The sequence below is a fragment of the Citrobacter amalonaticus Y19 genome, from assembly GCF_000981805.1.
Lineage (GTDB): Bacteria > Pseudomonadota > Gammaproteobacteria > Enterobacterales > Enterobacteriaceae > Citrobacter_A > Citrobacter_A amalonaticus_C.
This window is the reverse complement of record NZ_CP011132.1, coordinates 2,501,702-2,526,228: the sequence shown is the minus strand read 5'-3', so window position 1 is coordinate 2,526,228 and position 24,527 is coordinate 2,501,702. Positions and strand designations below refer to the sequence as shown.

Genomic DNA, 24,527 nt, shown 5'->3' with positions numbered 1-24,527 from the left:
GGACAGCCCAGGCTGTCCTTTTTTACAGGTAGGCAAAACTTAATCTGCGCGGCCCATATAACGGCGCTCTTCAATATGAATACGGATTTTTTCACCGGCGCTCAGGTATTCAGGAACCAGAATGACCAGACCGGTACTCAGCGTCGCAGGTTTGTTGCGCGCGCTGGCGGAAGCACCTTTAATGCCAGGGGCGGTTTCCACAATTTCCAGATCAACCGTCTGCGGCAGTTCGAGCGCCAGTAGCTGACCGTCCCAGGTCAATACCTGCATATCCGGCATCCCGCCTTCCGGAATAAACAGCAGTTCTTCTTCGATCTGATCTTTGGTGAAGGTATAAGGCGTGTAATCTTCTTTATCCATGAACACGTATTCGTTGCCATCGACATAGGAGAAATCGACGCCACGGCGGCTCAGGGTGACGGTGTCCACAATGTCGTCGCCCTTGAAACGTTCTTCCACTTTCAGACCGGTACGGACATCGGAGAAACGCATTTTGTACAGCGTTGCTGCGCCACGGGCGGTCGGGGACTGAATATCAATATCTTTCACAATCAGCAGCTTGCCGTTGTAATTCAGTACCATACCTTTTTTGATTTCGTTCGCTCTTGGCATCGAAAAGATCCTGTTATCGAGATTAGCTAAATTATCGCGTCAAACTACTCGCGCCGGGTCATTCAGGCAAGCGGAATTCACCTTTTGCTGGTGCAAAAAAGGTGGTACTGTGCGCGACTGTCCGGTGGTCACAATAAAGAGAGTCTGATTATGGAATGCCGTCCGGATTGTGGGGCATGTTGTATTGCTCCTTCCATCTCCAGCCCTATCCCCGGCATGCCCGAGGGTAAGCCCAATAGTCAATTATTCACAGTATAAAAACGACTTAACTAAGAAGATATGACTTTCTTGCTAAGTGTTTCAATTGCATGTGAAAAACATTCCCCATACCCAATTTTAGACAGCTGTAATAACTCATTTAGTCCAGAATGACTTGTGAACGAAAGATTTTCATATAGACATATAGGAATTTCTGTATTGTCTTTAAATCGTCTGTCAGGACCACCCGATTTGTTAACATACTTCCATGTCCTGCCAACGACTAAGGCATCTCCGGGCACACTTTCGCTTTCAATGAACTGACTATTACCAACGTTAATGAATAGTTGGTCATAACTAACAGCACCGACACCGTCACGGTCAAAAACGAGTACTCTATCTGGAAAGAAATGTAATGTTTGACGACCTACATTGATGGCAATCGTCTCAATATTTGTTTTAACGAAGGGAGGATTTGATTTGCTGATAGAGGTTGTTTTTCTACGTAGCAAGTTACTTGCTCCGGCATGATATTTAGGGTCATAAACAGCTCCAGAAGCTTCTACATGCCATACCTTTGAGCAGCTTGCAAGCATAGCCCCACTATCATGAAGTTGCTGGTAACATGCCATCATTTCGTCATCAAAGTCATAAAAAAGAACAGTGGTCTTTCTTAGCTGATCGTACATGTAAGCAAAAACGGAAACAGCTCCCCCTGCGATAAATCCTATTGCCAGGCACCACTCAGGCCATGCCTGTGAAAAACCGTAAAGTAAAATTGCAATCGAAAGGAAAATAGCGAAGGGCCATATTTGTAACTTCTTACGTTTGTTATTCAACTCTTCAAGCAGTTCTCGGGAATTGGAATCAACGATTTCCGAGATATGAGATGACTCGATTTCCTCAAGAGGTGCATGCGTATTGTCATGTTCTACTGGGGATTCATCAGGTACACGTTGAACCTTCTTGCCGTCCTGTGGGATCATACTTGGTGAAAGCGAAGCACGATAATAGACCCCGCCAGCGCCGATGTGGATGTAATTTCCTCTTGGGCCAGTACCAATCCTCAGTCCTTTTATACCAATAGATGCACCGACTCCTGATTTGGATAGGTTGAATCTCATCGGTCCAACGCGAATGCTCTTCTTAACATAAAAGCCCATAGTAACTCCATGTAATAAGTTGCATGACAGTACTTCTGAGCAAGATTTTACACTGAAAAAAAGAATAGGTTAAGAAAAGCATGGGAACGAATTTATGTTTTTACTTATTTATTCAATACATTAGAAGTTAACGGCTACATTCTGAAAGCATAGATATAGATGGCAGGCTACCAGTCAGTAGGACATTCTGTTACTGTCAATAATTGAGTGTGACCTGCCCCCACGATTAGATACAACACTCAGTTAGTAACGTCGGAATCTTCATTCTCAGAATGACCCTTTCTCCAGCCCGCTGCAAATTCAGACGGTGTCTGATAATTCAGCGTGGAGTGCGGGCGGCATTCGTTATAATCCTGCCGCCAGTCATTAATAATTTTCCTGGCATGAACGATATCGCTGAACCAGTGCTCATTCAAACATTCATCGCGAAATCGTCCGTTAAAGCTCTCAATAAATCCGTTCTGCGTTGGCTTGCCCGGCTGGATTAAGCGCAACTCAACACCATGCTCAAAGGCCCATTGATCCAGTGCACGGCAAGTGAACTCCGGCCCCTGGTCAGTTCTTATCGTCGCCGGATAGCCTCGAAACAGTGCAATGCTGTCCAGAATACGCGTGACCTGAACGCCTGAAATCCCAAAGGCAACAGTGACCGTCAGGCATTCCTTTGTGAAATCATCGACGCAGGTAAGACACTTGATCCTGCGACCGGTGGAAAGTGCGTCCATGACGAAATCCATCGACCAGGTCAGATTGGGCGCCGCCGGACGGAGCAGCGGCAGACGTTCTGTTGCCAGCCCTTTACGACGTCTTCTGCGTTTTACGCCCAGGCCACTGAGGTGATAAAGCCGGTACACGCGCTTATGATTAACATGAAGCCCTTCACGGCGCAGCAACTGCCAAATACGACGGTAGCCAAAACGCCTGCGCTCCAGTGCCAGCTCAGTGATGCGCCCTGATAAATGCGCATCAGCAGCCGGACGGTGAGCCTCATAGCGGCAGGTCGACAGGGATAAACCTGTAAGCCTGCAGGCACGACGTTGCGACAGACCGGTCGCATCACACATCAACATCACGGCTTCCCGCTTCTGGTCTGTCGTCAGTACTTTCGCCCAAGAGCCACCTGAAGCGCCTCTTTATCCAGCATGGCTTCGGCAAGCAGCTTCTTGAGTCTGGCGTTCTCTTCCTCAAGCGACTTCAGGCGCTTAACTTCAGGCACCTCCATACCGCCATACTTCTTACGCCAGATGTAAAACGTGGCATCGGAAATGGCATGCTTGCGGCAGAGTTCACGGGCGGGTACCCCAGCTTCGGCTTCGCGGAGAATACTGATGATCTGTTCGTCGGAAAAACGCTTCTTCATGGGGATGTCCTCATGTGGCTTATGAAGACATTACTAACATCGGGGTGTACTAATCAACGGGGAGCAGGTCAAGTGGGGGATGAGCAAGGATTCTATAATGAAGTGTCGTATCGATTGCGGGGCTTGTTGTACTGCACCTTCGATTTCAAGTCCAATTCCGGGAATGCCGCAGGGGAAACCAGCTAATGTAAGATGTGTTCAGTTATCGGAGGATAACCTATGTAGCATCTTTGGCTCACCCCTGCGCCCTAAAGTATGCGGCAGTCTACAACCGTCGATAGATATGTGTTCTACGAACCGTGAAGAAGCTTTTATTTACCTTATCCAGTTAGAGGAAGCAACAGCACCTTCGATTGGGAACAGTTTCCATCTATAATTTCATTCTGCGTTATCATATTTTTTTAACCGCTCGACTTCCTTGCGTAAAGCTTCATACTCAACCAACAAAGATGCATAGTCAGAAGGCGGTTTACCTTCGGATAATTTTTTAGTTTTTGATGGACCACGTCTTTTTGTAACCAGTTTGTATTCAGAATGAAAACGAAGGTTAATATACCCATATTTCGTATCGGGGTTAGTTAGGTTGTAAGTTGTTTTATAGACCGAACGTCTGGTTGATGAGTCTATTGATATGATGTCATTAGTAAAAACCATCTCAGGTGCAGATAGGTACGCGACATTGTCTTCACAGACAAAAAGATAACATAAAGCCGATTGGCTGTTTTCAAGTGGTGCAATGATCCAGCGGGCAATCCCTATCAATTTATGATCAGGAAGCCGTTGTTTAATTTTTCTGACCCGGTCCACTTCACTTTTATCGAGGTCCAGAATGAGTGCTATTTGGCTGAAAGAACGTTTAAAAATGAATTGCGACTTTACTCGGTTATTGCCAACTCGGTTCAGTTTTACCGTGGATTCGCGAAGGAAATAGGGTTCTTTTTGTATTCTTTTGGGAAAAATTGTAAAGTGTAAATTCATGGTTTCGTCTACCTAGATTCGTTGTTGATGCCATTATTTATCATCTTTCGTGGGCAATCAAAATTTGCATGTCCCAAAAAACGCGACATGCAAAGATATGTATTTTTAACTTGCTGATATATATAAGTTTTTATTTGCATTAAAACGCCTTAAAAGAGACATGAAAAAGACGTGTATACTTGTAAATCATTGGTTTGTATGGGTTTTATTTTTACCTATAATTATAGCAACTTCGGCTGCGCCTCGTTGAAATCATACCCAAGCAATAATTCTGAAAGGTTTCGAGCGAAGCGAGTTCAGACGTGAGCGTAGCGAACGGATGACAGGGATCAGCCTAATCAGAACTTTTAATAACATAATATAACTACTACGAGTCGCGTAGCGACGAAGTATCACGCAGTGAGCGAAGCGAACAAGTGATAGTCTTACTGTTAACATTCAAAAATGCTGTGTGTCACTTCGGCTTCGCCTCGTGAAACTTCGTCGCTACGCGACTCGTCGGTAATAATTAGGTCGGTAGATTTGGTAAGGTAAAAGACAGTGATCTGAATATACGTTAATTGTATTTGTTTAAAGCTGTAATGTTCTTCGTTCGTGATTCATCATCCTTCCAGATCTTACACACTGGTTTTCCTGTATCGTTTCATTGCTGTGCTCCCCAATTTCAAAGAGGATACAATCTTCGATTGGCTCAACCTTTTCGCTCTAACGAATACATACGCAAACTGTTCAAACGATTACGTGCCCGCCTGGAGTCAGGGAACAACGGTTTATCGGAACCTATTATCGATTTTGCGTACGGTTGGGTTTGCGAACAGGAAAAGGCATCACAGCCCCATTACCATTGCTGGATTGCACTTCCAAATCGTTCGGTAAGGTGGTTTGGAACTCCTGAAAGAGGGATCGCTGGTATTATTACGGAAATCTGGATGAAACTGACAGGTGGTAAAGCAACGCTGGTAAACTTGTCTAAAGCTACGAAGGACTATCCCGATCACTACGTCATTCATCGTGAATATCCTTCATCACTTGAAGGTCCGATATTCTGGCTATCTTACCTGGCAAAAGAACGCGGTAAGTTGCAAACAGGGAAGGGAACACGCATGTACTCAACATCGAAATTGAGTCGTAAAGCACTGGATTCGTAAATATCGCACAGGAAGCCCGTAGTGCGTTTTTCTTTGTAAGTTATGCGATTGCATTACCCATGTCATGAAAAGCGCTTAGGATCGCACTCAGGACGTTTGAGAGCATGACCAATACATGATTAACTTGATGCTTCGGTCATGTGTTTGATGACTTAACGATAATTGCTTTGCTTATAGCTGTATACATTACTTCAAAATTCCGAGCGAAGCGAGGGACACGAACGAAGTGAGTGTTAACAGATAAACTATAGAACTACATAATTATATTATTATATTTTATATATAGAGAAAAATGTAGTTTTTGGACTGGTTTTTAACCAGTTGTAAACCATCCGTCTTCGCTTCGCTTGACGGAACTCACTTCGCTCGTAATTCAGGATATCTCTTCAACATTTGAAGCGAAGGACACGAACGTAGTGAGTGTGTTATGAATTCACAACCCGCAGAATGTTTTGTTCAATGATCACTGTACGGTCAGAACCGAATAATAAAATGTATTAGCTCAGATTTGCACCGTTGGTAACATTTGTCACAAAGCCAGACCCAATTTGACATTCCGCTCCGAGTCAACAGCGGACATTACTGACATCAAATTTTGTTAAGCTACAGTGAGGAGTTCAGCATGTATAATGCTTTTACTATTCCATATGGAACCCTAACATGAATCGTTTGACTGAGATTGGTTTTATCAAGGTGGGATTCTGGCAGATTATAGACGGTAGCCTGAAGTACCATCTCGATGACAGATTCACAGATGTTAAGAACAACCTCTATGCATTTGTTTGTGATGGTGAGGTAAAATACGTTGGTAAAACCACTCGTCTACTACGTAACAGGATGTACCATTATTCACGTCCAGGCCCTTCCCAGACTACGAATATAAAAAATAACGCTAACATCATTGAGATGCTATCTAATAATGTTGCCGTTGATATCTTAGTGCTTCCAGATTCGGGACTGATGCACTACGGGCAATTTCACTTAAATCTTGCTGCTGGTCTTGAGGATTCCATCATTAGTGCCATTAACCCTGAATGGAATGGAATTCAGAGGCCAGAACTGAAGTGTGAGGAAGTAATATCAACTGAAGCTGAAATCATCACACATAGCAGTATTAAACAATTCACTTTCAACATGACAGATACGTACTGGCGAAGAGGATTCTTTAATGTGCCGGTAGTAAGTTCTCAAAAGTTTGGTAAAGACGGTGAGAACATCAAGATTGTTCTTCATGATGGCATGTCTTCCATCACGGCAATGATTAACCGAACTGCCAATCAGTCTGGTTCACCCCGCATTATGGGGGGCGTTGAGCTTAGGCAGTATTTTCAACTCAATTACACAATTGGTGATGTTGTACCTTTCGAGGTGCTCACACAAAATATGATGAAGCTAAAATGAAAGATTATTTTTTCCTTCTTACAGTCGTATCAGCCTGAACGTTCCGCAGGTTGGCCTGCTCGCTGTCAATTAAATACGCAGATTTTATCAAAGTGGATCCGGTAGTAATAAACAACGAACGTCCTCTTCGCTCAGGACGGATGGTCAGATTCGAGTACGTTCTGTCTGCGCATTAATCCGGTCAGAATCGAATATAATTAGCTTACTAACTCTTTCTTGATTCGGTAAAAGGTGGCGCGACTGATATCTGCTGCTTTCATGATGTGGGCTGGTTTAACGTTCTGTGCCAGCATTTCCCGAACCACTTCACGGGCTTGCATATCTTTTTCTTTCCCCGTATACAAACCTGCCTGTTTTGCTTTTGCGATCCCTTGTGCCTGGCGTTTACGCCGGGTTTCATAATCTTGTCGTGCCATTGTCGCGAGGATATCGATCAGCATGGCATTAACTGCTCTCAAAATGCCGCTGGTTAGGTCACTACCAGACATTTCAACCATCTGCCAGCTTGTTGGCAAATCCATTGATACAATAACCAGCCCTTTACTGTTCAGCGTAGCTTTGAGTTCAGCCCATTCTTCATGTTGAAGACGACTGAGACGGTCAATCGCTTCAATAAGAAGCAGATCGCCAGGTTGTGCTTCTTCAAGAAGATGCATTAGTTCCACACGCTCCAGCTTCGCACCGCTGGCATTCTCAATGTATTCTCCGGCAATCGACCAGTTTTTGCTTTGCGCAAATTCGCGCAAGCTAACTAATGCACGGTCAGCATGTTGGCCTTCAGTAGATGCACGGCAGTAGATACGGACATTCATTATGTATTCTCTTTTAAGTATCAAATCAATACCCATATGATACATTACATTGTTTTGTAGTCAATAGGGTTGAATTTGATTGTATTGAGACTTCTTATCATGGTCTTTATCAGGTATACCTAAAAGAGATATTGTATTGAATGTTCTCAGATCATGCTTGGGGTATACGATGTAGTCAGTTCCTGTAACTGAACCACTCAGTTTGCATTTCAGTAGGTCTTTATCAATTACAGCGAGCCACTACTGGGGACCGGAATAGTCTAGCATCTACATAACCAGTTTTTTGCCATAATAACCTGTAAAATAATTTTAGTTTGCCGAATACGTAACACTGAACTGACCTGCCCCCACGATTAGATACAACACTCAGTTAGTAACGTCGGAATCTTCATTCTCAGAATGACCCTTTCTCCAGCCCGCTGCAAATTCAGACGGTGTCTGATAATTCAGCGTGGAGTGCGGGCGGCATTCGTTATAATCCTGCCGCCAGTCATTAATAATTTTCCTGGCATGAACGATATCGCTGAACCAGTGCTCATTCAAACATTCATCGCGAAATCGTCCGTTAAAGCTCTCAATAAATCCGTTCTGCGTTGGCTTGCCCGGCTGGATTAAGCGCAACTCAACACCATGCTCAAAGGCCCATTGATCCAGTGCACGGCAAGTGAACTCCGGCCCCTGGTCAGTTCTTATCGTCGCCGGATAGCCTCGAAACAGTGCAATGCTGTCCAGAATACGCGTGACCTGAACGCCTGAAATCCCAAAGGCAACAGTGACCGTCAGGCATTCCTTTGTGAAATCATCGACGCAGGTAAGACACTTGATCCTGCGACCGGTGGAAAGTGCGTCCATGACGAAATCCATCGACCAGGTCAGATTGGGCGCCGCCGGACGGAGCAGCGGCAGACGTTCTGTTGCCAGCCCTTTACGACGTCTTCTGCGTTTTACGCCCAGGCCACTGAGGTGATAAAGCCGGTACACGCGCTTATGATTAACATGAAGCCCTTCACGGCGCAGCAACTGCCAAATACGACGGTAGCCAAAACGCCTGCGCTCCAGTGCCAGCTCAGTGATGCGCCCTGATAAATGCGCATCAGCAGCCGGACGGTGAGCCTCATAGCGGCAGGTCGACAGGGATAAACCTGTAAGCCTGCAGGCACGACGTTGCGACAGACCGGTCGCATCACACATCAACATCACGGCTTCCCGCTTCTGGTCTGTCGTCAGTACTTTCGCCCAAGAGCCACCTGAAGCGCCTCTTTATCCAGCATGGCTTCGGCAAGCAGCTTCTTGAGTCTGGCGTTCTCTTCCTCAAGCGACTTCAGGCGCTTAACTTCAGGCACCTCCATACCGCCATACTTCTTACGCCAGATGTAAAACGTGGCATCGGAAATGGCATGCTTGCGGCAGAGTTCACGGGCGGGTACCCCAGCTTCGGCTTCGCGGAGAATACTGATGATCTGTTCGTCGGAAAAACGCTTCTTCATGGGGATGTCCTCATGTGGCTTATGAAGACATTACTAACATCGGGGTGTACTAATCAACGGGGAGCAGGTCAGAACGTAAGCGTATAGTTGTGGTAACTGTCAATTTTTTCATATTCTGTTAAGAATAAATTAATGTTTAAAAATTATGATAAATGAATGTCATCACAAACATGGCACGTCCTTTACAGGAATAAATCTCACCAATTATTATATTTTCGCCACAGAACCTGTCCGGGAAGGATAGTCTGTTTAGTATTAACTGTTGATGCTGTTATAAGGAGTTTCTGGTGCAGGTAAACAAATTTACGGATGATATTGATATTAGTTCTCATGAGCGTTTCATCGCGGCCCGTAAAAGTACGTGGGTTAGTGTGCTTGTTAATTGTTTTCTGACATCCGGGCAGGTGATTACTGGTATATTTTCTGGATCTCAGGGACTTATCGCGGATGGTATTCATTCCCTGTCTGATTTAGTCTCAGACTTTGTTGTACTCATTGCAAACCATAAAAGTAAAAAAAATCCCGATGATGACCATCACTACGGTCATCATCGTTATGAAAATGGTGCATCATTAATTCTGGGGACAATTTTATTTATTGTTGGCATCGGCATGTTATGGTCAGCAGTAAATAAAATGAAACAACCAGATGATATTCCTCAGGTACATATTGTTGCTCTGTGGGTGGCTTTAGCCGCACTGGTTATCAAAGAGCTTCTTTTTCGCTATATGCTTGCCGTAGCAACCCGAGTAAAATCCACTATGCTGGTCGCTAATGCCTGGCATGCACGCTCTGATGCCGCTTCGTCTTTGGTTGTGGCTATTGGTATTATTGGGAACTTATCAGGTTTTAAATTACTCGACCCAGTTGCTGCAATGGTTGTCGGACTGATTGTAACCAGAATGGGATATTCATTTATGTCAGATTCGCTTCATGACTTGATGGACAGATCCGTGGATATTGAAACTGAAAATAAAATAAAAACCACATTATTGTCAACGCCTGGAGTTGAAGGTATCCATGATCTCAAAACCCGTAAAATGGGAGATCTTGTTGTTGTTGATGTTCATCTGGAAATTAATGGTAATTTATCAGTGAAAGTAGGGCATGACATTGCTGTTTTAGCCAGGAAATCAGTTTTAGATAATCATCATGTATTAAATGTCATGACGCATGTTGACCCTTTTTTTAAGGAGGTAAGTGGCCTTGATTATGGAAGTGTAAATAATCATAAACAATAATTTTAATGCTGATTTTCTTCGGGGAAATTGGCAAATAATTATTTTCTTTGCTCAATGTTACGTCTTCGGATTGTGATTTTTTTAAATGATAGTAAACAATGTGGGGTTATTATGAGAAAAATTATGCATAGTGTTATAATAGGAACAGCCCTTGTTTTATCTACCAGTGTAATAGCTGGTTCTGACGGTGTTGAACATGCCATGAAGATGATGAATAAAAGCTACCGCGCAGCACTTAAGGAGGAGGACGTTACATCTTTCAGGAAAGATATGCAGGATCTGAAATCAACAGCAGAGTCCATCTTGAACGGCCCGGTAGAGGGGTATGACAGGGAAACGTATGTTGCAGGTATGTCACTTCTGATTGATGAGGTAACTGCTGTTGAAAGTACCGCTGAAAAGGAAGGTCTTGACGCTGGGAAAATTGCAGCACAGAAACTGGGCAGTATGATGAGAAAATACCATAATAAACTTGGCGTTGACTGAACCGGGAACTATCAGGAGAAAGTAGATATGCTGGAAAGATATCCCGGAACTGACATGATATAGCTGCTTGTATTAGAATGGATAGTTATGCCCTGGTGAAGAAATTCTAATACGTTATCTTATCTGCTCAGTACATATAAAAATGTTGGGGTCGCAAACATGCTTACCGATGCTACATTGCCTCAACATAAGCTAAGTCCTATTGATGTTGCACGGGGCGGATATACCCGCTTCGTGCTTCACTGAAACATACTGATGATCTCTTGGCTGGAAAAACACTTCTTCATGGTAATCTCTTCATATTACTGATGTGATGTACTATAGGTTTAGATACCATTCTCTGATTAAAGAGTATTGTTTAGTTCCGATAAGTTAAGGTTTCGTTAATAAAAAGGCATGTTGATTTGGTCAACCACCCCTAACAAAGTGGCTAAATTATGAATGAAAATTTACGTAATGCTCTCCCTCACAAAGACACACCATTTCTACGTGTGCTTCATATCATCTTAGCTGTATTGATTTTATTGCAGATTGTTAGTTCAAATCTTACCGAAAGCGATGCTCTCAGTGACTATACTCTCACAGGGTTCGTTACATGGTTCCATGTTATCACTGGATTATCACTGATTGTTCTTGGGTTAATCATGCTTGCATGGATGCTAACACAACGAGGATTTCATTACTATTTTGCTTGGCTGACTCTTGATTTTCGAGGTGTGGTTGAAGATATCAAAATGCTGATGTCATTCCGTCTCCCTGAAGCTCATGCTGGTGGGATTGCTGCCTTAGTCCAGGGGCTTGGTGTACTTGCGCTATTGGGCGTTGCATCATGTGGTGGTTTCTGGTTTGCACTCAATACAATTCCTGGAATGTCGCCAGTGCTGACAGAAAGTGTCCTAAATTTGCATAAGTTTCTGACTGTATTTATTGAAACCTATTTCTGGGCGCATGGTTCGATGGGGTTGCTGCATATATTTCTCACCATCCGTAGCCAAAGGAAAAATTCCGTTACGGAATAGTGTGATAGATTGATGATTAATAAAGTGTGCTGTAATGGCTGGATAAAATTGACTACAATAGTTTAATTATCTGTCAAGGCATTCTTATATGTCCGTAATTCCGATTAGTGTGCGTAGTTGAAGGAAAGCAAAGATATGCATCTTGAACGACACAGCATCGAAAAAGTGGGATGGCTTCGGGCGGCTGTACTGGGGGCAAATGACGGAATTGTTTCGACAGCAAGCCTTGTCCTTGGTGTTGCGTCAGCAAACACCAGTTCTTCGGGAGTTTTACTTGCTGGTGTTGCCGGACTGGTTTCTGGTGCGATGTCGATGGCAACGGGAGAATATGTTTCAGTCTCATCTCAGGCTGATACCGAAAACGCTGCACTTGCTCAGGAAAAAAGGGAGTTGGAAACCGATTATGAAGGTGAAATGCAGGAACTGACTTCACTTTATATACAACGTGGACTGGATCCTGTGCTTGCCTATAGGGTTGCAGAGCAGCTCATGGCGAGAAATGCTCTGGATGCTCATGCCCGTGAAGAACTTGGGCTGACGGATACAAACTCTGCACAGCCCCTTCAGGCTGCTGTCTTTTCTGCTCTGAGTTTTTCTGCTGGTGCCGTGTTACCTTTAATAGTTGCATGGTTATCTCCTCCAAAGCAGGTTTTTTTGTTTATTATCCTTTCCACCCTTTTTTCACTGGTGGTCCTTGGTTATATATCCTCTGTTGCAGGTAAAGCACCTCCTGTCAGGGCGATCATAAGAATTATGTTCTGGAGTACACTGGCTATGTTTTTGTCGATGGGGATTGGTCATTTTGCAGGGCAGGTCCTGCTTTAATGTTCTGTCGCGATATTTCGAGTCGTATGTCATAAAAAAAAACGCTAATGTAGCTCCTTACAGGTTTTATTCCCCTTGGTACAGTGTCCATTGAAGAAAGATGCAGGGGCTTGGCCCCTGCATTTGAAGAGAATAAATAATGTTACTTAAGACAAATCTCCCGATCATAGACTCCACCATTCACAGCCAACATTTGCCTTTTCTTTTTTGAAATCATACCAGTCATGATTTGCGAATCATCTAAAAAAATACCTTCAAATGTTCCAGGACGTGCATTCCATCCTGCAATAATTACTGTATCTCCAACGTTTAACTTTGCTACCTTATCGTTATTATAATCCGTATTTTCAAAAATAAACTTTAGTCCTTCATTTGAACCAGAAATATACAATGTAACTAACGGATTCTTACTGAATGTAACAGTACCGATTTTTTTATTTTACCTGTAACCATCAATCGGCACTTTTTGAAATCGTTAGTTGCCCTAAACTCATGTTCTTTAAATCGTGAATAAACCTCTTCAGCTGTATAAAGTCTCGGAAGTATATCGATGATAGATGGTCTAGATAATTGCGAGATTTGCTGTAAAGAAACAGTATTTGCGTGTAAAGTCGGTTTTACTTCAGTTGATTTTGCTTGGCATGGAGTTATTGCAATCCCCTGAAATACGTAAAAACTGAAGGTGATAGCAACAGTTATGACTGATTGTTTTATGCGATATTCAATTCGTGATTTCATTGTAATCTTCCATAAATTCTATCTTAACAATCTTATTACCATTGTGGTAAATTTTCACGTCGTCAGACGGAATCTTCACTGCATTACGGATCTCATTCATTGTATCGTTAGATAACATACCGCAGCCTTCCATATACATAACCTTACGGGTGTTGGTATCTGATGTATTAGTGAAGCCGCTGCTGACCCATGAATCAGGTATTTCGACTCCATGTATCAGATTCATATATTCAACGATAAACGTATCTGTCAGGTGAAAATGTCCAACCATGTATTTTCCGTTATAGGTTTGACTAGAAGACGAAGTTATCCAGTCGTTTTTTAAAACCAAAGTCAGGGCATTATTTTTCATTTTCAGACTCCAGTTCACGAATACGGTTTTTCGTCATGTCGGTAAGACATTTCTGTTCATTATTGCAACCGGATTTTTGCTTTATCCATTCTCTTTGGGAAGGGAGTAATCGTTTTCTAGTTTCAGGGCTAAGGTTTTTCCAGACCGAATTTAGTTTCTCATCGCTTGCTTTATAACTGTGTGTATCGACATTTGAGGTTACTGCATTGTTTTTGGTGGCTTCGCGGTTGTTATTATAGAAAATGGGTGCACGAACTCCCTGAGCATAATCTTTAGCTGCTTTGTCCCACACTCCTTGACCATTGGCAGTCAGTATTTTTCTGAACTCTGTAGTGTTGAAACTGTAACTGCGGATCTCGCCATTGAAATCTAGTTTCACGTTGACGGTGGTTGACTTCGCAATGCCAGTCAAGAAATCCCCAGCTTCTGAACCAAGTGAACAGACTAATTCCTTCGTATCGTCGTTATTCTTTGGGCGTAGTCCGTGCATCGTGAATCTGCCGTTATCAGTTGTAGCAGTGATATCTACCAGCGGCACGATCGAGGATGATTGCTTTGTTATCGCGAAGCATATTCCCTTCAGATTTACATCCCTGTCCATTCCGAGAAACATCAGGGCGTTTTTGTCGTTGCTGGCGACACCTGCTGATTTCGCCTCTGGCAAGAAATAGACGGTACTGGAGGCGGCGGTTATAGCTGAAATGAGAACAACGCCTGATGCCATGATTTTTAACGTTTTTATAAGGATAGTCATTCTGGATACCTTCTTTCTATTGCACTCCATCGGGGGCAGATCACCATCCCGTGAGTCTTGCTAGTGAGAAACACTACTCGAAGAATCATGATCTTACATTGATCTGTAAAACCTATCAATAATGTAAAATCAATCTATAAAAACGATCGATTGTGGTGTGTATAATTCCGAGATTGCTTTGATGTAACGGAAACGGAGATAGGGCTATTGAGGGCGTTGGTAGGCTTCCCCTTGACAGGTATGCAAGGGGAGAGTGATTTACTGTAAAAGTTTTTCTAAGTCTTCCAGCGAGTTAATCTCGTATTTAATACCGTTGACAGTTGCATACGATTTACTTGTAGTGCTAGCTACCTTGATAGCCAATCCATTACCTTCGTTTTGGTTTACACCATCCTCCAGCTTGGTTATAAACGTCGGGTTTAGAATGCTGACTTCATGCTTGTCCTTAATATGCTGTGCAAATTTTTCAGGTGAAATCAGTTCATCAATGAAGGAGTGCAACACAAGTCCTTGCATTTTTAGTAAGTCATGATCATTTACTGTCTGTGCTTCTACATACGAAACACCAGGTGATCGGTTTCGATTGAACTTAATCACGATTCTCTGTTTTGTCTCGTCGGCGAAGGTTACTTCAAAATGACCATACCGCCCATCAATGTCATAGCAATCAATACGTTTGATAGCTTGCTTTATCTTCAGCCTAATTCGCTTACGATCAGGGTTTTTAGTGTCATGAACATCGAAATTTCGGAATTGATCCCAGCCAGTAGTTTGAATTTCTGAGCGGCTGATTTTGTACTGTTGATATTCTCGCTCAAGCGTTATTTTTTTCTGTTTATTGGCATTAATCTGATCTGCCAATTCTTCGAGGTCATCTGTCAAAGTTGCCAGCTTTAGCAGCTTTTTAACAGCTTCAGATGCCTTTTCAATCTCAGATTCGTACCAAGCCGTTTTATCTTCTTGGTGGTTGTTCCAGACGTGATCAGCGATTAGTTGCAAAACAGTGTGCTCAAGCTGGTATGACGTAAAACCTTTTTTACCGCAAGGTTTACCCTGAACGATTTTTGAACCACATATATAACGGTACTTGTTTTCACTTGAACCAGATTTGAACATGAAAGAACCACATTTTCCGCAAAAAAGAATACCGATACCTGAGAGTAGCGGGATTTCTGGTTCAGGATTACCTGCTGGATATTTTGATGAATTACGAGTGATGGCGCGGTGTCGATCTAATTTCGAAAGTGTCAAGTAGTCCACCTCCGACATAAGAGCAGGGTAGTAATCAGGGATAATGAATGTTTCTTTTAACGGCTCATCTGATTCGGAATCGTATATGATGACACCTGATTCATCACGTTTATCCAGCGTAAAGGTTTTTTGTCCGTGAACAGTGGGGTTCAAAAATGTCCTGATCAAATGTTTACCCCATTGTTCAGTTTTGGGTGTCAGCGCTTGACCTGTCTGGTCTTTATAAACCCTCTTTTTAGGGGCAGGGTAATGTTCGTTAAGATATCGTTGGATTCCAAGAAGAGTTTCACCGTTTTGTTTAAGTTCGATAATCTTCTGAGCTGCGGTAAAATATAGAGGATGTGGAGTAACGTATCCTGATTTTGTATCTACCCACCAAACATTCTGACCGACTGATTCTATTGCTTTTGCTGGTGTTCCCGATTCTCTTGTCAGGTTGTGTCGTATCAACGAACGGGCCTGGGCTTCAACTCGATTCTTTTTTGTCAACGACTCGTCGTGGGCGCGTGTGAACATCAACAATGAAATGATTAAATCGGTTGGATTATTCTTTACGTCCGCGTACTTATAGACCTTCTCATCCATGCCAGTAACAACGACTATCCCCCTGCTAAGTATGTTCTTGAATATATCCAAAGCGCTCCAGGCATCATCACGACTAATGCGGTCAAGATTTTCGACGACTAGCCACGAGCCAACGGGAACCTTCGCCCCAATCTGCTTGATGAACTCCGATAGCTTCCCTTCATGAGCATTTTTTCCTTTGAACGCAGACATGCCGAGATCGTGGAAAGCCGTTGTATCAAGTTCGAGATTATAACGGGCCGCAATTTTTAGAGCGGTATCTTGCTGACGCTCCAGGGAGTTACCTTCCCGTTGTTTCACAGATGAAAAACGCACGTACGAATATAGCTTGGGTTTCATTGAGTGTGATTCCCTTCGGATGGTATTGATTGATCAGATAGATCTGATGCTAACAGCAGGAATGTGAATTTTAAACAGTGAATAATTATATGTTAGGCAAACCCGCTAACACGCCGTGTATCCAGCTTGATGAACACCTGCGATGTAAAATTTTCGCGTCTCCACTGCGGCCAAAGGTGTGCTCCGGATTGCAGCCGAGCGCGGAAATGTGCGGCGAATCATCTCGCCAGGCGATGACCTGGCTTATTGAACTGGAGACGCTGACGGCGCCTTAGACATCCTTGATACGCGTCAGACAGGCCATCGTAGCGATAATCATCACCAGCGCGAACCAGAAGACGGCATGGTAGTTCCAGATTTCAGCGGCAATACCCGCCAGCGACCCGGCGATAATCCAGCCGACGCGGATGGTATTGGTATACAGCGTTGTTGCTGAACCCGCCTGGCCTGGCATCAGATCCTGAAAATAGAGCATCCCGATCCCGCCGAGAATACCGATGTAGATGGCGTTCAGCAGTTGTAAACCCAACAGCACAACCGGGGAGTGCGCGACCAGCATTCCTGCGTAAAAGCAAAAACCAGCGGCGACCGCAATGCACATCAGCAGACGCTTACCCAGGCGTTTTGCGAAGTAACCGGCAATCAACATCGTCGGGATTTCCAGCCCGGCGGCCGTCCCCATCATCACGCCCGCCAGTTTCTCCGGCAGATGCAGCTCATTAATAATAAACAGCGGCATATTAATGATATACAGGCTGTTCGTACCCCACATTAAGGTGCAAATCGCAAACAGCAACAGGGTATCCCGGCGGTTGCGACGTGGCGCTTCCAGCGTGCCGGTTGCCAGTGCAGTTTCTTTACGCATAGACGGTAAGAAAAACCACACCATCGCGCCGCAAACCACAAACGCCACTGCGGCGCTGAGGTACATCACTGTAAAGCTGAAGCCCAGCGCCAGCGCGTAAGCCAACGGCGGACCTATCACCCATGCGAGTGAAACCTGGGCGCGCAGTATGGAACTGAACATCACCGCTTCACGCCCTGTGCGGTCAGCATGTTCACGGGCCAGAGCAAACATTTGCGGGTTGGCGGTCGAGCCAAAGCTGCTGAGAAACACGCCGACAAACAGCAGGATAAAGTAGTTACGGTTCCAGGCGAACAACACGCACGCCAGCATGCCCAGCGCACAGCAGAAGACGATCAGCTGTTTGCGATCGCCTTTTTTATCTGAACGTCCCGCCAGAAACTGGCTTACCAGGATGCCAATCACGGCACTGCCAGTAAAAAAGAAACCGACCATTCCCGGACGCGCATGGACTTCATCGGTCAGAAAAAGGCTCAGCGTGGGAGTCTGTAGCGCGCCTGCAATACCGGTGAGAAAGGCGACAATAAGGAAAGCCGTAGACGTCAGGTCAAACGTTTTTGGCGAGGCGGCAGCGGGGGTGTTGTGCATGTTCGGGTATCAGTAGTGTGATGAGACGCGGAGTTTACGCCGCTTAGCTGCAAATAAACAGATGACTAAATCAAAATCGCCACGAAAAATCAAAATGGCATTTCACTCTGTAAATATGGCTAGCTGACGTTGCTGAACCTTAAGTGAAATAGCGCTGTATTTGCTTCAGCACCTGACAGGCAATGAGGCGAAAATGTGCATTGCTTCTAAATTTTGCGATCAAAAATGCAACTTTTCTTGCGTGCTGAAGCAGAAAGCGCAAGACTTCTTGAAACGTTTCAGCGCTGTCGAGTTTCAGTTGAGGGAACCGTATAGCGTCTTTTTTCTCATGCAAGCTGAATCGTTTCAATTCAGCAGGAGAGGAGAACCATGTTTCAGTTATCTGTTCAGGACATTCATCCGGGCGAGCAGGCCGGAGACAAACAAGAAGCCATCCGTCAGGTTGCCGTTGCGTTAGTGCAGGCCGGTAACGTAGCGGACGGCTACGTAGACGGCATGCTTGCTCGCGAGCAGCAGACGTCCACTTTTCTTGGCAACGGGATTGCGATTCCACACGGCACCACTGACACCCGCGATCAGGTGCTGAAAACCGGCGTTCAGGTTTTTCAGTTCCCGCAGGGCGTGACCTGGGGTGACGGTCAGGTGGCCTACGTGGCGATTGGTATTGCCGCCAGCTCCGATGAGCACCTTGGTCTGCTGCGTCAACTGACGCACGTGCTGAGCGATGACGCCGTGGCTGAACAGCTTAAGTCAGCGACCACGGCTGAAGAACTGCGTGCGTTGCTGATGGGCGAAAAGCAGAGCGAACAGCTGAAGCTCGACAACGACACGCTAATGCTGGATGTCGCCGCAAGTGACTTAGTGACGTTGCAGGCGCTGAACGCGGCGCGCCTGAAAGAGGCGGGCGCAGTAGATGCGGCGTTTGTCGCAAAAGTGATTAACGATCGGCCGATGAACCTGGGTCAGGGGATCTGGCTGAGCGACAGTGCGGAAGGCAACCTGCGCAGCGCTGTGGCGGTGAGTCGCGCGGCGAATACCTTTGACGTCGAGGGCGAAAAGGCGGCACTGCTGGTGACCGTCGCCATGGCTGACGATCAGCCCGTTGTGGTGCTGAAGCGTCTGGGCGATCTGCTGCTGGACACGAAAGCTGACCGTCTGCTGAACGCCGATGCAGCCACCCTCCTGGCGCTGCTGACCAGCGATGATGCACCGACCGATGATGTGCTGAACGCCGAATTTGTCGTTCGCAATGAGCACGGCCTGCATGCCCGTCCGGGGACCATGCTGGTCAATACGATTAAACAATTTAACAGTGAAATTACCGTGGCAAACCTTGATGGAACCGGCAAACCGGCAAATGGACGTAGTCTGATGAAAGTGGTGGCTCTGGGTGTGAAGAAAGGGCATCGCCTGCGCTTTACGGCACAGGGAGCGGATGCTGAACAGGCGCTGAAAGCGATTGGCGAGGCCATCGCCGCCGGTCTTGGGGAGGGCGCATAATGAGCAGACGTGTTGCTACCATCACGCTAAACCCGGCCTACGACCTGGTGGGGTTCTGTCCCGAAATCGAACGCGGTGAAGTTAACCTGGTGAAAACTACCGGTCTGCACGCGGCGGGTAAAGGGATCAACGTGGCAAAAGTGCTGAAGGATCTTGGCATTGACGTCACGGTCGGTGGTTTCCTCGGCAAAGATAACCAGGACGGCTTTCAGCAGTTGTTCAGCGAACTGGGTATTGCTAACCGTTTTCAGGTGGTGCAGGGCCGTACCCGCATCAACGTCAAGCTGACGGAAAAAGATGGTGAAGTCACCGACTTCAACTTCTCTGGTTTTGAGGTTACGCCTGCCGACTGGGAGCGTTTTGTGAATGATTCCCTGAGCTGGCTGGGTCAGTTCGACATGGTGTGCGTCAGCGGCAGTCTGCCGTCCGGCGTAAGCCCGGAAGCATTTACCGACTGGATGACGCGTCTGCGCAGTCAGTGTCCATGCATTATCTTTGATAGTAGCCGTGAAGCACTGGTCGCGGGGCTGAAAGCCGCGCCGTGGCTGGTGAAACCCAACCGTCGCGAACTGGAAATCTGGGCCGGTCGCAAGCTGCCGGAAATGAAAGATGTGATTGAGGCGGCGCATGCGTTACGTGAACAGGGTATTGCGCATGTGGTGATCTCCCTCGGCGCTGAAGGTGCGCTGTGGGTGAACGCCTCCGGAGAATGGCTCGCCAAACCGCCTTCGGTGGATGTGGTCAGCACCGTGGGGGCAGGGGATTCGATGGTCGGCGGCCTGATTTACGGTTTGCTGATGCGCGAATCCAGCGAACATACGCTGCGTCTGGCGACAGCCGTCGCAGCGCTGGCGGTCAGTCAGAGCAATGTTGGTATCACCGATCGTCCTCAGTTGGCCGCAATGATGGCGCGTGTCGACTTACAACCGTTTAACTGACAGCAGGAGAGGCACAATGAAAACGCTGCTGATTATTGACGCTAACCTCGGGCAGGCCCGCGCTTACATGGCGAAAACTCTGCTCGGTGCGGCGGCGCATAAAGCAAATCTGGATATCATCGACAATCCAAATGACGCTGAACTGGCGATCGTACTGGCCGATGCCATCCCTAATGACAACGCGTTGAACGGCAAAAAAGTCTGGCTGGGCGATATTGCCCGGGCGGTTGCGCACCCTGAACTGTTTCTTAGCGAAGCCAAAGGTCATGCTAAGCCTTACAGCGCACCGGTTGCCGTCGCCCCCGTCGCCACGACCAATGGTCCGAAACGTGTTGTGGCCGTGACGGCGTGCCCGACCGGCGTCGCGCATACCTTTATGGCGGCAGAAGCGATTGAAACCGAAGCGAAAAAACGCGGCTGGTGGGTGAAAGTCGAAACCCGTGGTTCTGTGGGTGCAGGCAATGCCATCACGCCGGAAGAAGTGGCGCAGGCGGATCTGGTCATTGTGGCGGCAGACATTGAAGTGGACCTGGCAAAATTTGCCGGTAAGCCAATGTACCGTACTTCTACCGGGCTGGCGCTGAAGAAAACCGCGCAGGAACTGGACAACGCCGTGGCGCAAGCCGTGGTGTATGAGCCAACCGGAAAAGCGCAGGCTGCGGCGAATGAAGGGAAAAAAGAGAGTGCAGGCGCGTATCGTCACCTGCTGACGGGCGTCTCCTACATGCTGCCGATGGTGGTTGCCGGTGGTCTGTGTATCGCGCTCTCCTTTGCCTTTGGTATCGAAGCGTTCAAAGTCGAAGGGACGCTGGCGGCTGCGCTGATGCAGATTGGCGGCGGATCGGCTTTTGCGCTGATGGTGCCGGTACTGGCCGGGTACATTGCTTTCTCGATTGCTGACCGTCCGGGTCTGACGCCGGGTCTTATCGGCGGTATGCTCGCCGTCAGCACCGGTTCTGGCTTTATCGGCGGGATCATCGCCGGCTTCCTCGCAGGTTATGTGGCGAAGGCCATCAGCACGAAGCTGAAGCTGCCGCAGAGTATGGAAGCGCTGAAACCGATCCTGATCATTCCGCTTATCTCCAGCCTCGTGGTGGGTCTGGCGATGATCTACCTCATCGGTAAACCGGTCGCCGGGATCCTCGAAGGGTTAACGCACTGGCTGCAAACCATGGGGACGGCGAATGCGGTGCTGCTGGGCGCAATCCTCGGCGGGATGATGTGTACTGACATGGGAGGGCCGGTCAACAAAGCGGCATACGCGTTTGGCGTTGGCCTACTGAGTACACAAACCTATGCGCCAATGGCGGCCATTATGGCGGCAGGCATGGTGCCACCGCTGGCGCTGGGTCTGGCGACGATTGTTGCGCGTCGTAAATTCGACAAAGCGCAGCAGGAAGGGGGGAAAGCAGCGCTGGTACTCGGCCTGTGCTTTATCACCGAAGGGGCGATTCCTTTTGCCGCACGCGATCCGATGCGTGTTCTGCCGTGCTGTATTGTTGGCGGCGCGCTGACGGGAGCAATCTCTATGGCGGTTGGGGCAAAACTGATGGCACCGCATGGCGGTCTGTTTGTTCTGCTGATCCCAGGGGCGATTACCCCGGTGTTAGGATACCTGATTGCCATTATCGCCGGTACGCTGGTGGCAGGTCTGGCTTATGCCTTCCTGAAACGTCCGGAAGAGGACGCTATCGCCAAAGTGGCATAATGTCATCGCTTCATACCAGGGCAGAGATTTCTCTGCCCTTTTTTTATCTCCGTTTTGTGTCCTTCCTCTCAAATTTTTCCTCGCTTACAAACTGTATCTATAGAAAATTGTGATTCTGTTCATATCTGGCGGCTTTTGCCCTTGCCAGTGCGTTTACTTTCATAAAAACAAGTTTACTATGAACACATGTTTGAATGTAAACATGTGCTCTAATAAGTTGTTTGAGCCGTGAATAGTCTTAACGATCTCATTGTCATGGTATTTTCATACCAGGAGATGTGCTATGCGAGAAAAGGAATACATCATCACGATTGGTTCCGCCAATATGGACGTTGCAGGATATTCGCATGCTTCTTTAAATTATGCGGACTCGAATCCTGGGAAAATTAAATTTACGCCGGGTGGGGTCGGTCGCAATATCGCCCATAATCTTGCCCTTCTCGGGAAGAATTCCTGGTTAATGACGGCTGTCGGCAATGATTTTTATGGGCAATCATTATTGGCGCAGACGAATCAGTCAGGCGTGCATGTGGATAATTGCCTGATTGTCACCGGCGAGAACACTTCAAGTTATTTATCGCTCCTTGATAATACCGGTGAAATGCTGGTGGCAATCAATGACATGAGCATTACCGAACATATTTCGGCGGCGTTTCTGGCTCAGCATCTCGATTTCATCCGCGGTGCCCGAGTGATTGTGGCGGATTGTAATATCAGCGAACACACGCTGGCCTGGCTACTGGATAACGTAGGGAATGTTCCGGTGTTTGTTGACCCGGTGTCGGCGTGGAAATGCGTGAAAATCCGCGAGCGTTTAGCCCAGATTCACACGCTTAAACCTAACCGTCTTGAGGCGGAAACCCTCAGCGGTATCGCGCTTTCAGGGCGTGAAGATGTCGCGAAAGTCGCGGCCTGGTTCCATGAGCGTGGCCTGTATCGTCTGGTGCTGAGTATGGGCGGTGATGGGGTTTATTACAGTGAAAGAGGCGGTGACAGCGGTTGGTCGCTACCGATAAAAACCCAGGTGGTCAACGTCACCGGAGCGGGGGATGCCATGATGGCAGGACTTGCCTCCTGCTGGGTTGACGGCATGCCTTTCATTGATTCTATCCGATTTGCGCAGGGTTGTTCCTCGATGGCGCTGGCCAGTGAATATACCAACAACCCTGAATTATCTGTTGCGAACGTTAAAACCCTTGTGGAGAACACAGAATGTCTGAATTAACGCTTTCCTCTGAATTACTGCATATTTCGCCAGAAGTCCAGGACGCCATTAACAGTAATAAACCGATTGTTGCGCTTGAGTCGACGATTATTTCTCACGGTATGCCTTTTCCACAAAATGCGCAGACGGCAATTGAAGTTGAAGAAACCATCCGTAAACACGGAGCCGTACCGGCAACAATTGCCATTATTGGCGGGGTAATGAAAGTCGGGCTGAGTAAAGAAGAAATTGAATTATTAGGTCGCGAAGGACACAGCGTCACTAAAGTCAGTCGTCGTGATTTACCGTTTGTCGTGGCTGCCGGAAAAAATGGTGCGACCACTGTTGCCTCAACCATGATTATCGCCGCACTTGCGGGTATTCACGTTTTTGCCACCGGCGGGATTGGCGGTGTTCATCGCGGTGCTGAACATACGTTTGATATTTCCGCCGATCTTCAGGAACTGGCCCATACCAATGTGACTGTAGTTTGTGCCGGCGCGAAATCTATTCTCGACTTAGGTTTAACCACGGAATATTTAGAAACGTTCGGCGTGCCGTTAATTGGCTATCAGACCACCGCGTTACCGGCGTTTTTCTGCCGTACCAGTCCGTTTGAGGTCAGCATTCGTCTCGACAGCGCGAAGGAAATTGCCCGTGCGATGGCAGTGAAATGGCAAACCGGCCTGAACGGCGGTCTGGTAGTTGCCAATCCAATCCCGGAAACCTATGCCATGGCGGAAGAGAAAATCAACGCGGCGATTGACCAGGCTGTCCGGGAAGCGGAAGAGCAGGGCGTTGTCGGCAAAGAAAGTACGCCGTTCCTGCTGGCGCGCGTTGCGGAATTAACCGGCGGCGACAGCCTGAAGTCCAACATTCAACTGGTGTTTAACAACGCCGTACTGGCCTGCGAGATCGCGAAGGAATATCAACGCCTCGCCTGACAATAACGAACGGGCAGCTCGCGGTCGCCCG

General features: G+C 46.8%; 23 protein-coding genes and 3 pseudogenes. 14 read left to right on the top strand and 12 right to left on the bottom strand.

All coding sequences use genetic code 11. The annotated features are described in order from the left end of the window. Positions 1-39 precede the first annotated feature (39 nt). Positions 40-612, bottom strand: a complete 573-nt coding sequence (yeiP, locus tag F384_RS11655; protein ID WP_045445067.1) for an elongation factor P-like protein YeiP — start codon at positions 610-612, stop codon at positions 40-42. Positions 613-762: 150 nt separating this feature from the next. On the opposite strand from yeiP, the pseudogene F384_RS29875 reads away from it, so the two are divergent. Next, positions 763-846: pseudogene (locus F384_RS29875) on the top strand (YkgJ family cysteine cluster protein); the annotation flags it as partial. 35 nt (positions 847-881) lie between these two features. Here the strand turns inward: F384_RS29875 and F384_RS11650 are convergent. Together F384_RS11650 and F384_RS11645 are read right to left on the bottom strand one after the other, a co-directional pair. Beyond that, entirely contained in the window at positions 882-1,973 is a 1,092-nt protein-coding gene (locus F384_RS11650) for a DUF4236 domain-containing protein (RefSeq protein ID WP_046481666.1), read from the bottom strand. 239 nt (positions 1,974-2,212) lie between these two features. Then, a protein-coding gene (locus F384_RS11645; RefSeq protein ID WP_096147877.1) for an IS3-like element ISSen4 family transposase occupies positions 2,213-3,333 on the bottom strand; the annotation gives its coding sequence in 2 pieces (ribosomal slippage) (positions 2,213-3,075 and positions 3,075-3,333; 1,122 coding nt in all). Between the two features lie 97 nt (positions 3,334-3,430). Between F384_RS11645 and F384_RS28835 the strand changes: the two genes are divergently transcribed. After that, the gene (locus tag F384_RS28835) at positions 3,431-3,709 is read left to right on the top strand and encodes a YkgJ family cysteine cluster protein (RefSeq protein WP_052746920.1); all 279 of its coding nucleotides are present in this window, start codon (positions 3,431-3,433) and stop codon (positions 3,707-3,709) included. 2 nt (positions 3,710-3,711) lie between these two features. On the opposite strand, the gene F384_RS11635 is transcribed toward F384_RS28835, so the two are convergent. Continuing rightward, a complete protein-coding gene (locus tag F384_RS11635; RefSeq protein ID WP_046481664.1) occupies positions 3,712-4,311 on the bottom strand; it encodes a hypothetical protein in 600 nt (199 codons plus the stop codon). A gap of 674 nt (positions 4,312-4,985) precedes the next feature. Between F384_RS11635 and F384_RS28830 the strand changes: the two are divergent. Then, a pseudogene (locus F384_RS28830) lies at positions 4,986-5,459 on the top strand (inovirus-type Gp2 protein); the annotation flags it as partial. Between the two features lie 660 nt (positions 5,460-6,119). Further along, positions 6,120-6,860, top strand: a complete 741-nt coding sequence (locus F384_RS11630; protein WP_046481660.1) for a GIY-YIG nuclease family protein — start codon at positions 6,120-6,122, stop codon at positions 6,858-6,860. Between the two features lie 197 nt (positions 6,861-7,057). Here the strand turns inward: F384_RS11630 and F384_RS11625 are convergent, their stop codons facing one another. Then, positions 7,058-7,672, bottom strand: a complete 615-nt coding sequence (locus F384_RS11625) for a recombinase family protein (RefSeq protein WP_046481659.1) — start codon at positions 7,670-7,672, stop codon at positions 7,058-7,060. Between the two features lie 366 nt (positions 7,673-8,038). Further along, positions 8,039-9,159, bottom strand: a protein-coding gene (locus tag F384_RS11620; protein WP_096147877.1) for an IS3-like element ISSen4 family transposase whose coding sequence is annotated in 2 segments (ribosomal slippage) — positions 8,039-8,901 and positions 8,901-9,159 — 1,122 coding nt in all. Because the reading frame shifts where the segments join, the coding sequence is not laid out codon by codon here. Between the two features lie 287 nt (positions 9,160-9,446). Between F384_RS11620 and F384_RS11610 the strand changes: the two genes are divergently transcribed. The 4 genes from F384_RS11610 to F384_RS11595 all read left to right on the top strand — a co-directional run bounded on the left by F384_RS11610 (position 9,447) and on the right by F384_RS11595 (position 12,730). Further along, positions 9,447-10,400: a cation diffusion facilitator family transporter gene (locus tag F384_RS11610; RefSeq protein ID WP_001198018.1), complete on the top strand. Its 954-nt coding sequence runs from the start codon at positions 9,447-9,449 to the stop codon at positions 10,398-10,400. Positions 10,401-10,511: 111 nt separating this feature from the next. After that, positions 10,512-10,886 (top strand): cytochrome b562, encoded by a 375-nt coding sequence (locus F384_RS11605; protein ID WP_011977761.1) that lies wholly within the window; start codon positions 10,512-10,514, stop codon positions 10,884-10,886. 437 nt (positions 10,887-11,323) lie between these two features. Next, complete coding sequence (locus tag F384_RS11600; protein WP_046481655.1) at positions 11,324-11,905, top strand: cytochrome b/b6 domain-containing protein; 582 nt, start codon at positions 11,324-11,326, stop codon at positions 11,903-11,905. 135 nt (positions 11,906-12,040) lie between these two features. After that, positions 12,041-12,730, top strand: a complete 690-nt coding sequence (locus tag F384_RS11595) for a VIT family protein (RefSeq protein WP_016240364.1) — start codon at positions 12,041-12,043, stop codon at positions 12,728-12,730. Between the two features lie 142 nt (positions 12,731-12,872). Here F384_RS11595 and F384_RS30395 read toward each other — a convergent pair whose 3' ends face one another. The 5 genes from F384_RS30395 to F384_RS11580 form a co-directional block, all read right to left on the bottom strand. Next, positions 12,873-13,121 (bottom strand): hypothetical protein, encoded by a 249-nt coding sequence (locus F384_RS30395; RefSeq protein WP_226991648.1) that lies wholly within the window; start codon positions 13,119-13,121, stop codon positions 12,873-12,875. A gap of 5 nt (positions 13,122-13,126) precedes the next feature. Further along, positions 13,127-13,468, bottom strand: a complete 342-nt coding sequence (locus F384_RS30390) for a hypothetical protein (protein ID WP_226991647.1) — start codon at positions 13,466-13,468, stop codon at positions 13,127-13,129. Further along, positions 13,452-13,820 carry a hypothetical protein gene (locus F384_RS11590; protein ID WP_046481651.1) on the bottom strand — a complete coding sequence of 123 codons (369 nt, stop codon included), beginning with the start codon at positions 13,818-13,820 and terminating at the stop codon, positions 13,452-13,454. The genes F384_RS30390 and F384_RS11590 overlap by 17 nt, the downstream gene beginning before the upstream one ends. Then, complete coding sequence (locus F384_RS11585; protein ID WP_176217760.1) at positions 13,810-14,574, bottom strand: lysozyme inhibitor LprI family protein; 765 nt, start codon at positions 14,572-14,574, stop codon at positions 13,810-13,812. The genes F384_RS11590 and F384_RS11585 overlap by 11 nt, the downstream gene beginning before the upstream one ends. A 258-nt stretch (positions 14,575-14,832) precedes the next feature. Beyond that, on the bottom strand, positions 14,833-16,749 hold the full coding sequence (locus tag F384_RS11580; protein ID WP_046481650.1) for a recombinase family protein: 1,917 nt from the start codon (positions 16,747-16,749) through the stop codon (positions 14,833-14,835). A gap of 95 nt (positions 16,750-16,844) precedes the next feature. Between F384_RS11580 and F384_RS11575 the strand changes: the two are divergent. After that, positions 16,845-17,024: pseudogene (locus F384_RS11575) on the top strand (YkgJ family cysteine cluster protein); the annotation flags it as partial. Here F384_RS11575 and setB read toward each other — a convergent pair. After that, positions 17,021-18,202, bottom strand: coding sequence for a sugar efflux transporter SetB (gene setB, locus F384_RS11570; protein WP_046481647.1), 1,182 nt, complete (start codon positions 18,200-18,202; stop codon positions 17,021-17,023). The pseudogene F384_RS11575 and the gene setB sit on opposite strands and share 4 nt — an antisense overlap. Before the next feature lie 369 nt (positions 18,203-18,571). Between setB and fruB the strand changes: the two genes are divergently transcribed. From fruB to F384_RS11545, 5 genes are all read left to right on the top strand, one after another. Beyond that, entirely contained in the window at positions 18,572-19,702 is a 1,131-nt protein-coding gene (fruB, locus tag F384_RS11565; RefSeq protein WP_046481646.1) for a fused PTS fructose transporter subunit IIA/HPr protein, read from the top strand. Next, on the top strand, positions 19,702-20,640 hold the full coding sequence (gene fruK, locus F384_RS11560; RefSeq protein ID WP_042317960.1) for a 1-phosphofructokinase: 939 nt from the start codon (positions 19,702-19,704) through the stop codon (positions 20,638-20,640). Before fruB ends, fruK begins: the two co-directional genes overlap by 1 nt. Positions 20,641-20,656: 16 nt before the next feature. Further along, complete coding sequence (fruA, locus tag F384_RS11555; protein ID WP_046481644.1) at positions 20,657-22,348, top strand: PTS fructose transporter subunit IIBC; 1,692 nt, start codon at positions 20,657-20,659, stop codon at positions 22,346-22,348. A 283-nt stretch (positions 22,349-22,631) separates the two neighbouring features. Further along, on the top strand, positions 22,632-23,573 hold the full coding sequence (locus F384_RS11550; RefSeq protein ID WP_046481643.1) for a pseudouridine kinase: 942 nt from the start codon (positions 22,632-22,634) through the stop codon (positions 23,571-23,573). Continuing rightward, positions 23,561-24,496, top strand: coding sequence for a pseudouridine-5'-phosphate glycosidase (locus tag F384_RS11545; protein WP_046481641.1), 936 nt, complete (start codon positions 23,561-23,563; stop codon positions 24,494-24,496). The genes F384_RS11550 and F384_RS11545 overlap by 13 nt, the downstream gene beginning before the upstream one ends. Positions 24,497-24,527 lie beyond the last annotated feature (31 nt).

Excerpts from the sequence above, each read along its gene's own strand:
- yeiP (WP_045445067.1), bottom strand. The coding sequence starts at position 612 with ATGCCAAGAGCGAACGAAATCAAAAAAGGTATGGTACTGAATTACAAC.
- F384_RS11650 (WP_046481666.1), bottom strand. The coding sequence starts at position 1,973 with ATGGGCTTTTATGTTAAGAAGAGCATTCGCGTTGGACCGATGAGATTC.
- F384_RS28835 (WP_052746920.1), top strand. The coding sequence starts at position 3,431 with ATGAAGTGTCGTATCGATTGCGGGGCTTGTTGTACTGCACCTTCGATT.
- F384_RS11635 (WP_046481664.1), bottom strand. The coding sequence starts at position 4,311 with ATGAATTTACACTTTACAATTTTTCCCAAAAGAATACAAAAAGAACCC.
- F384_RS11630 (WP_046481660.1), top strand. The coding sequence starts at position 6,120 with ATGAATCGTTTGACTGAGATTGGTTTTATCAAGGTGGGATTCTGGCAG.
- F384_RS11625 (WP_046481659.1), bottom strand. The coding sequence starts at position 7,672 with ATGAATGTCCGTATCTACTGCCGTGCATCTACTGAAGGCCAACATGCT.
- F384_RS11605 (WP_011977761.1), top strand. The coding sequence starts at position 10,512 with ATGAGAAAAATTATGCATAGTGTTATAATAGGAACAGCCCTTGTTTTA.
- F384_RS11600 (WP_046481655.1), top strand. The coding sequence starts at position 11,324 with ATGAATGAAAATTTACGTAATGCTCTCCCTCACAAAGACACACCATTT.
- F384_RS11595 (WP_016240364.1), top strand. The coding sequence starts at position 12,041 with ATGCATCTTGAACGACACAGCATCGAAAAAGTGGGATGGCTTCGGGCG.
- F384_RS30390 (WP_226991647.1), bottom strand. The coding sequence starts at position 13,468 with ATGAAATCACGAATTGAATATCGCATAAAACAATCAGTCATAACTGTT.
- F384_RS11590 (WP_046481651.1), bottom strand. The coding sequence starts at position 13,820 with ATGAAAAATAATGCCCTGACTTTGGTTTTAAAAAACGACTGGATAACT.
- F384_RS11585 (WP_176217760.1), bottom strand. The coding sequence starts at position 14,574 with ATGACTATCCTTATAAAAACGTTAAAAATCATGGCATCAGGCGTTGTT.
- F384_RS11580 (WP_046481650.1), bottom strand. The coding sequence starts at position 16,749 with ATGAAACCCAAGCTATATTCGTACGTGCGTTTTTCATCTGTGAAACAA.
- setB (WP_046481647.1), bottom strand. The coding sequence starts at position 18,202 with ATGCACAACACCCCCGCTGCCGCCTCGCCAAAAACGTTTGACCTGACG.
- fruB (WP_046481646.1), top strand. The coding sequence starts at position 18,572 with ATGTTTCAGTTATCTGTTCAGGACATTCATCCGGGCGAGCAGGCCGGA.
- fruK (WP_042317960.1), top strand. The coding sequence starts at position 19,702 with ATGAGCAGACGTGTTGCTACCATCACGCTAAACCCGGCCTACGACCTG.
- fruA (WP_046481644.1), top strand. The coding sequence starts at position 20,657 with ATGAAAACGCTGCTGATTATTGACGCTAACCTCGGGCAGGCCCGCGCT.
- F384_RS11550 (WP_046481643.1), top strand. The coding sequence starts at position 22,632 with ATGCGAGAAAAGGAATACATCATCACGATTGGTTCCGCCAATATGGAC.
- F384_RS11545 (WP_046481641.1), top strand. The coding sequence starts at position 23,561 with ATGTCTGAATTAACGCTTTCCTCTGAATTACTGCATATTTCGCCAGAA.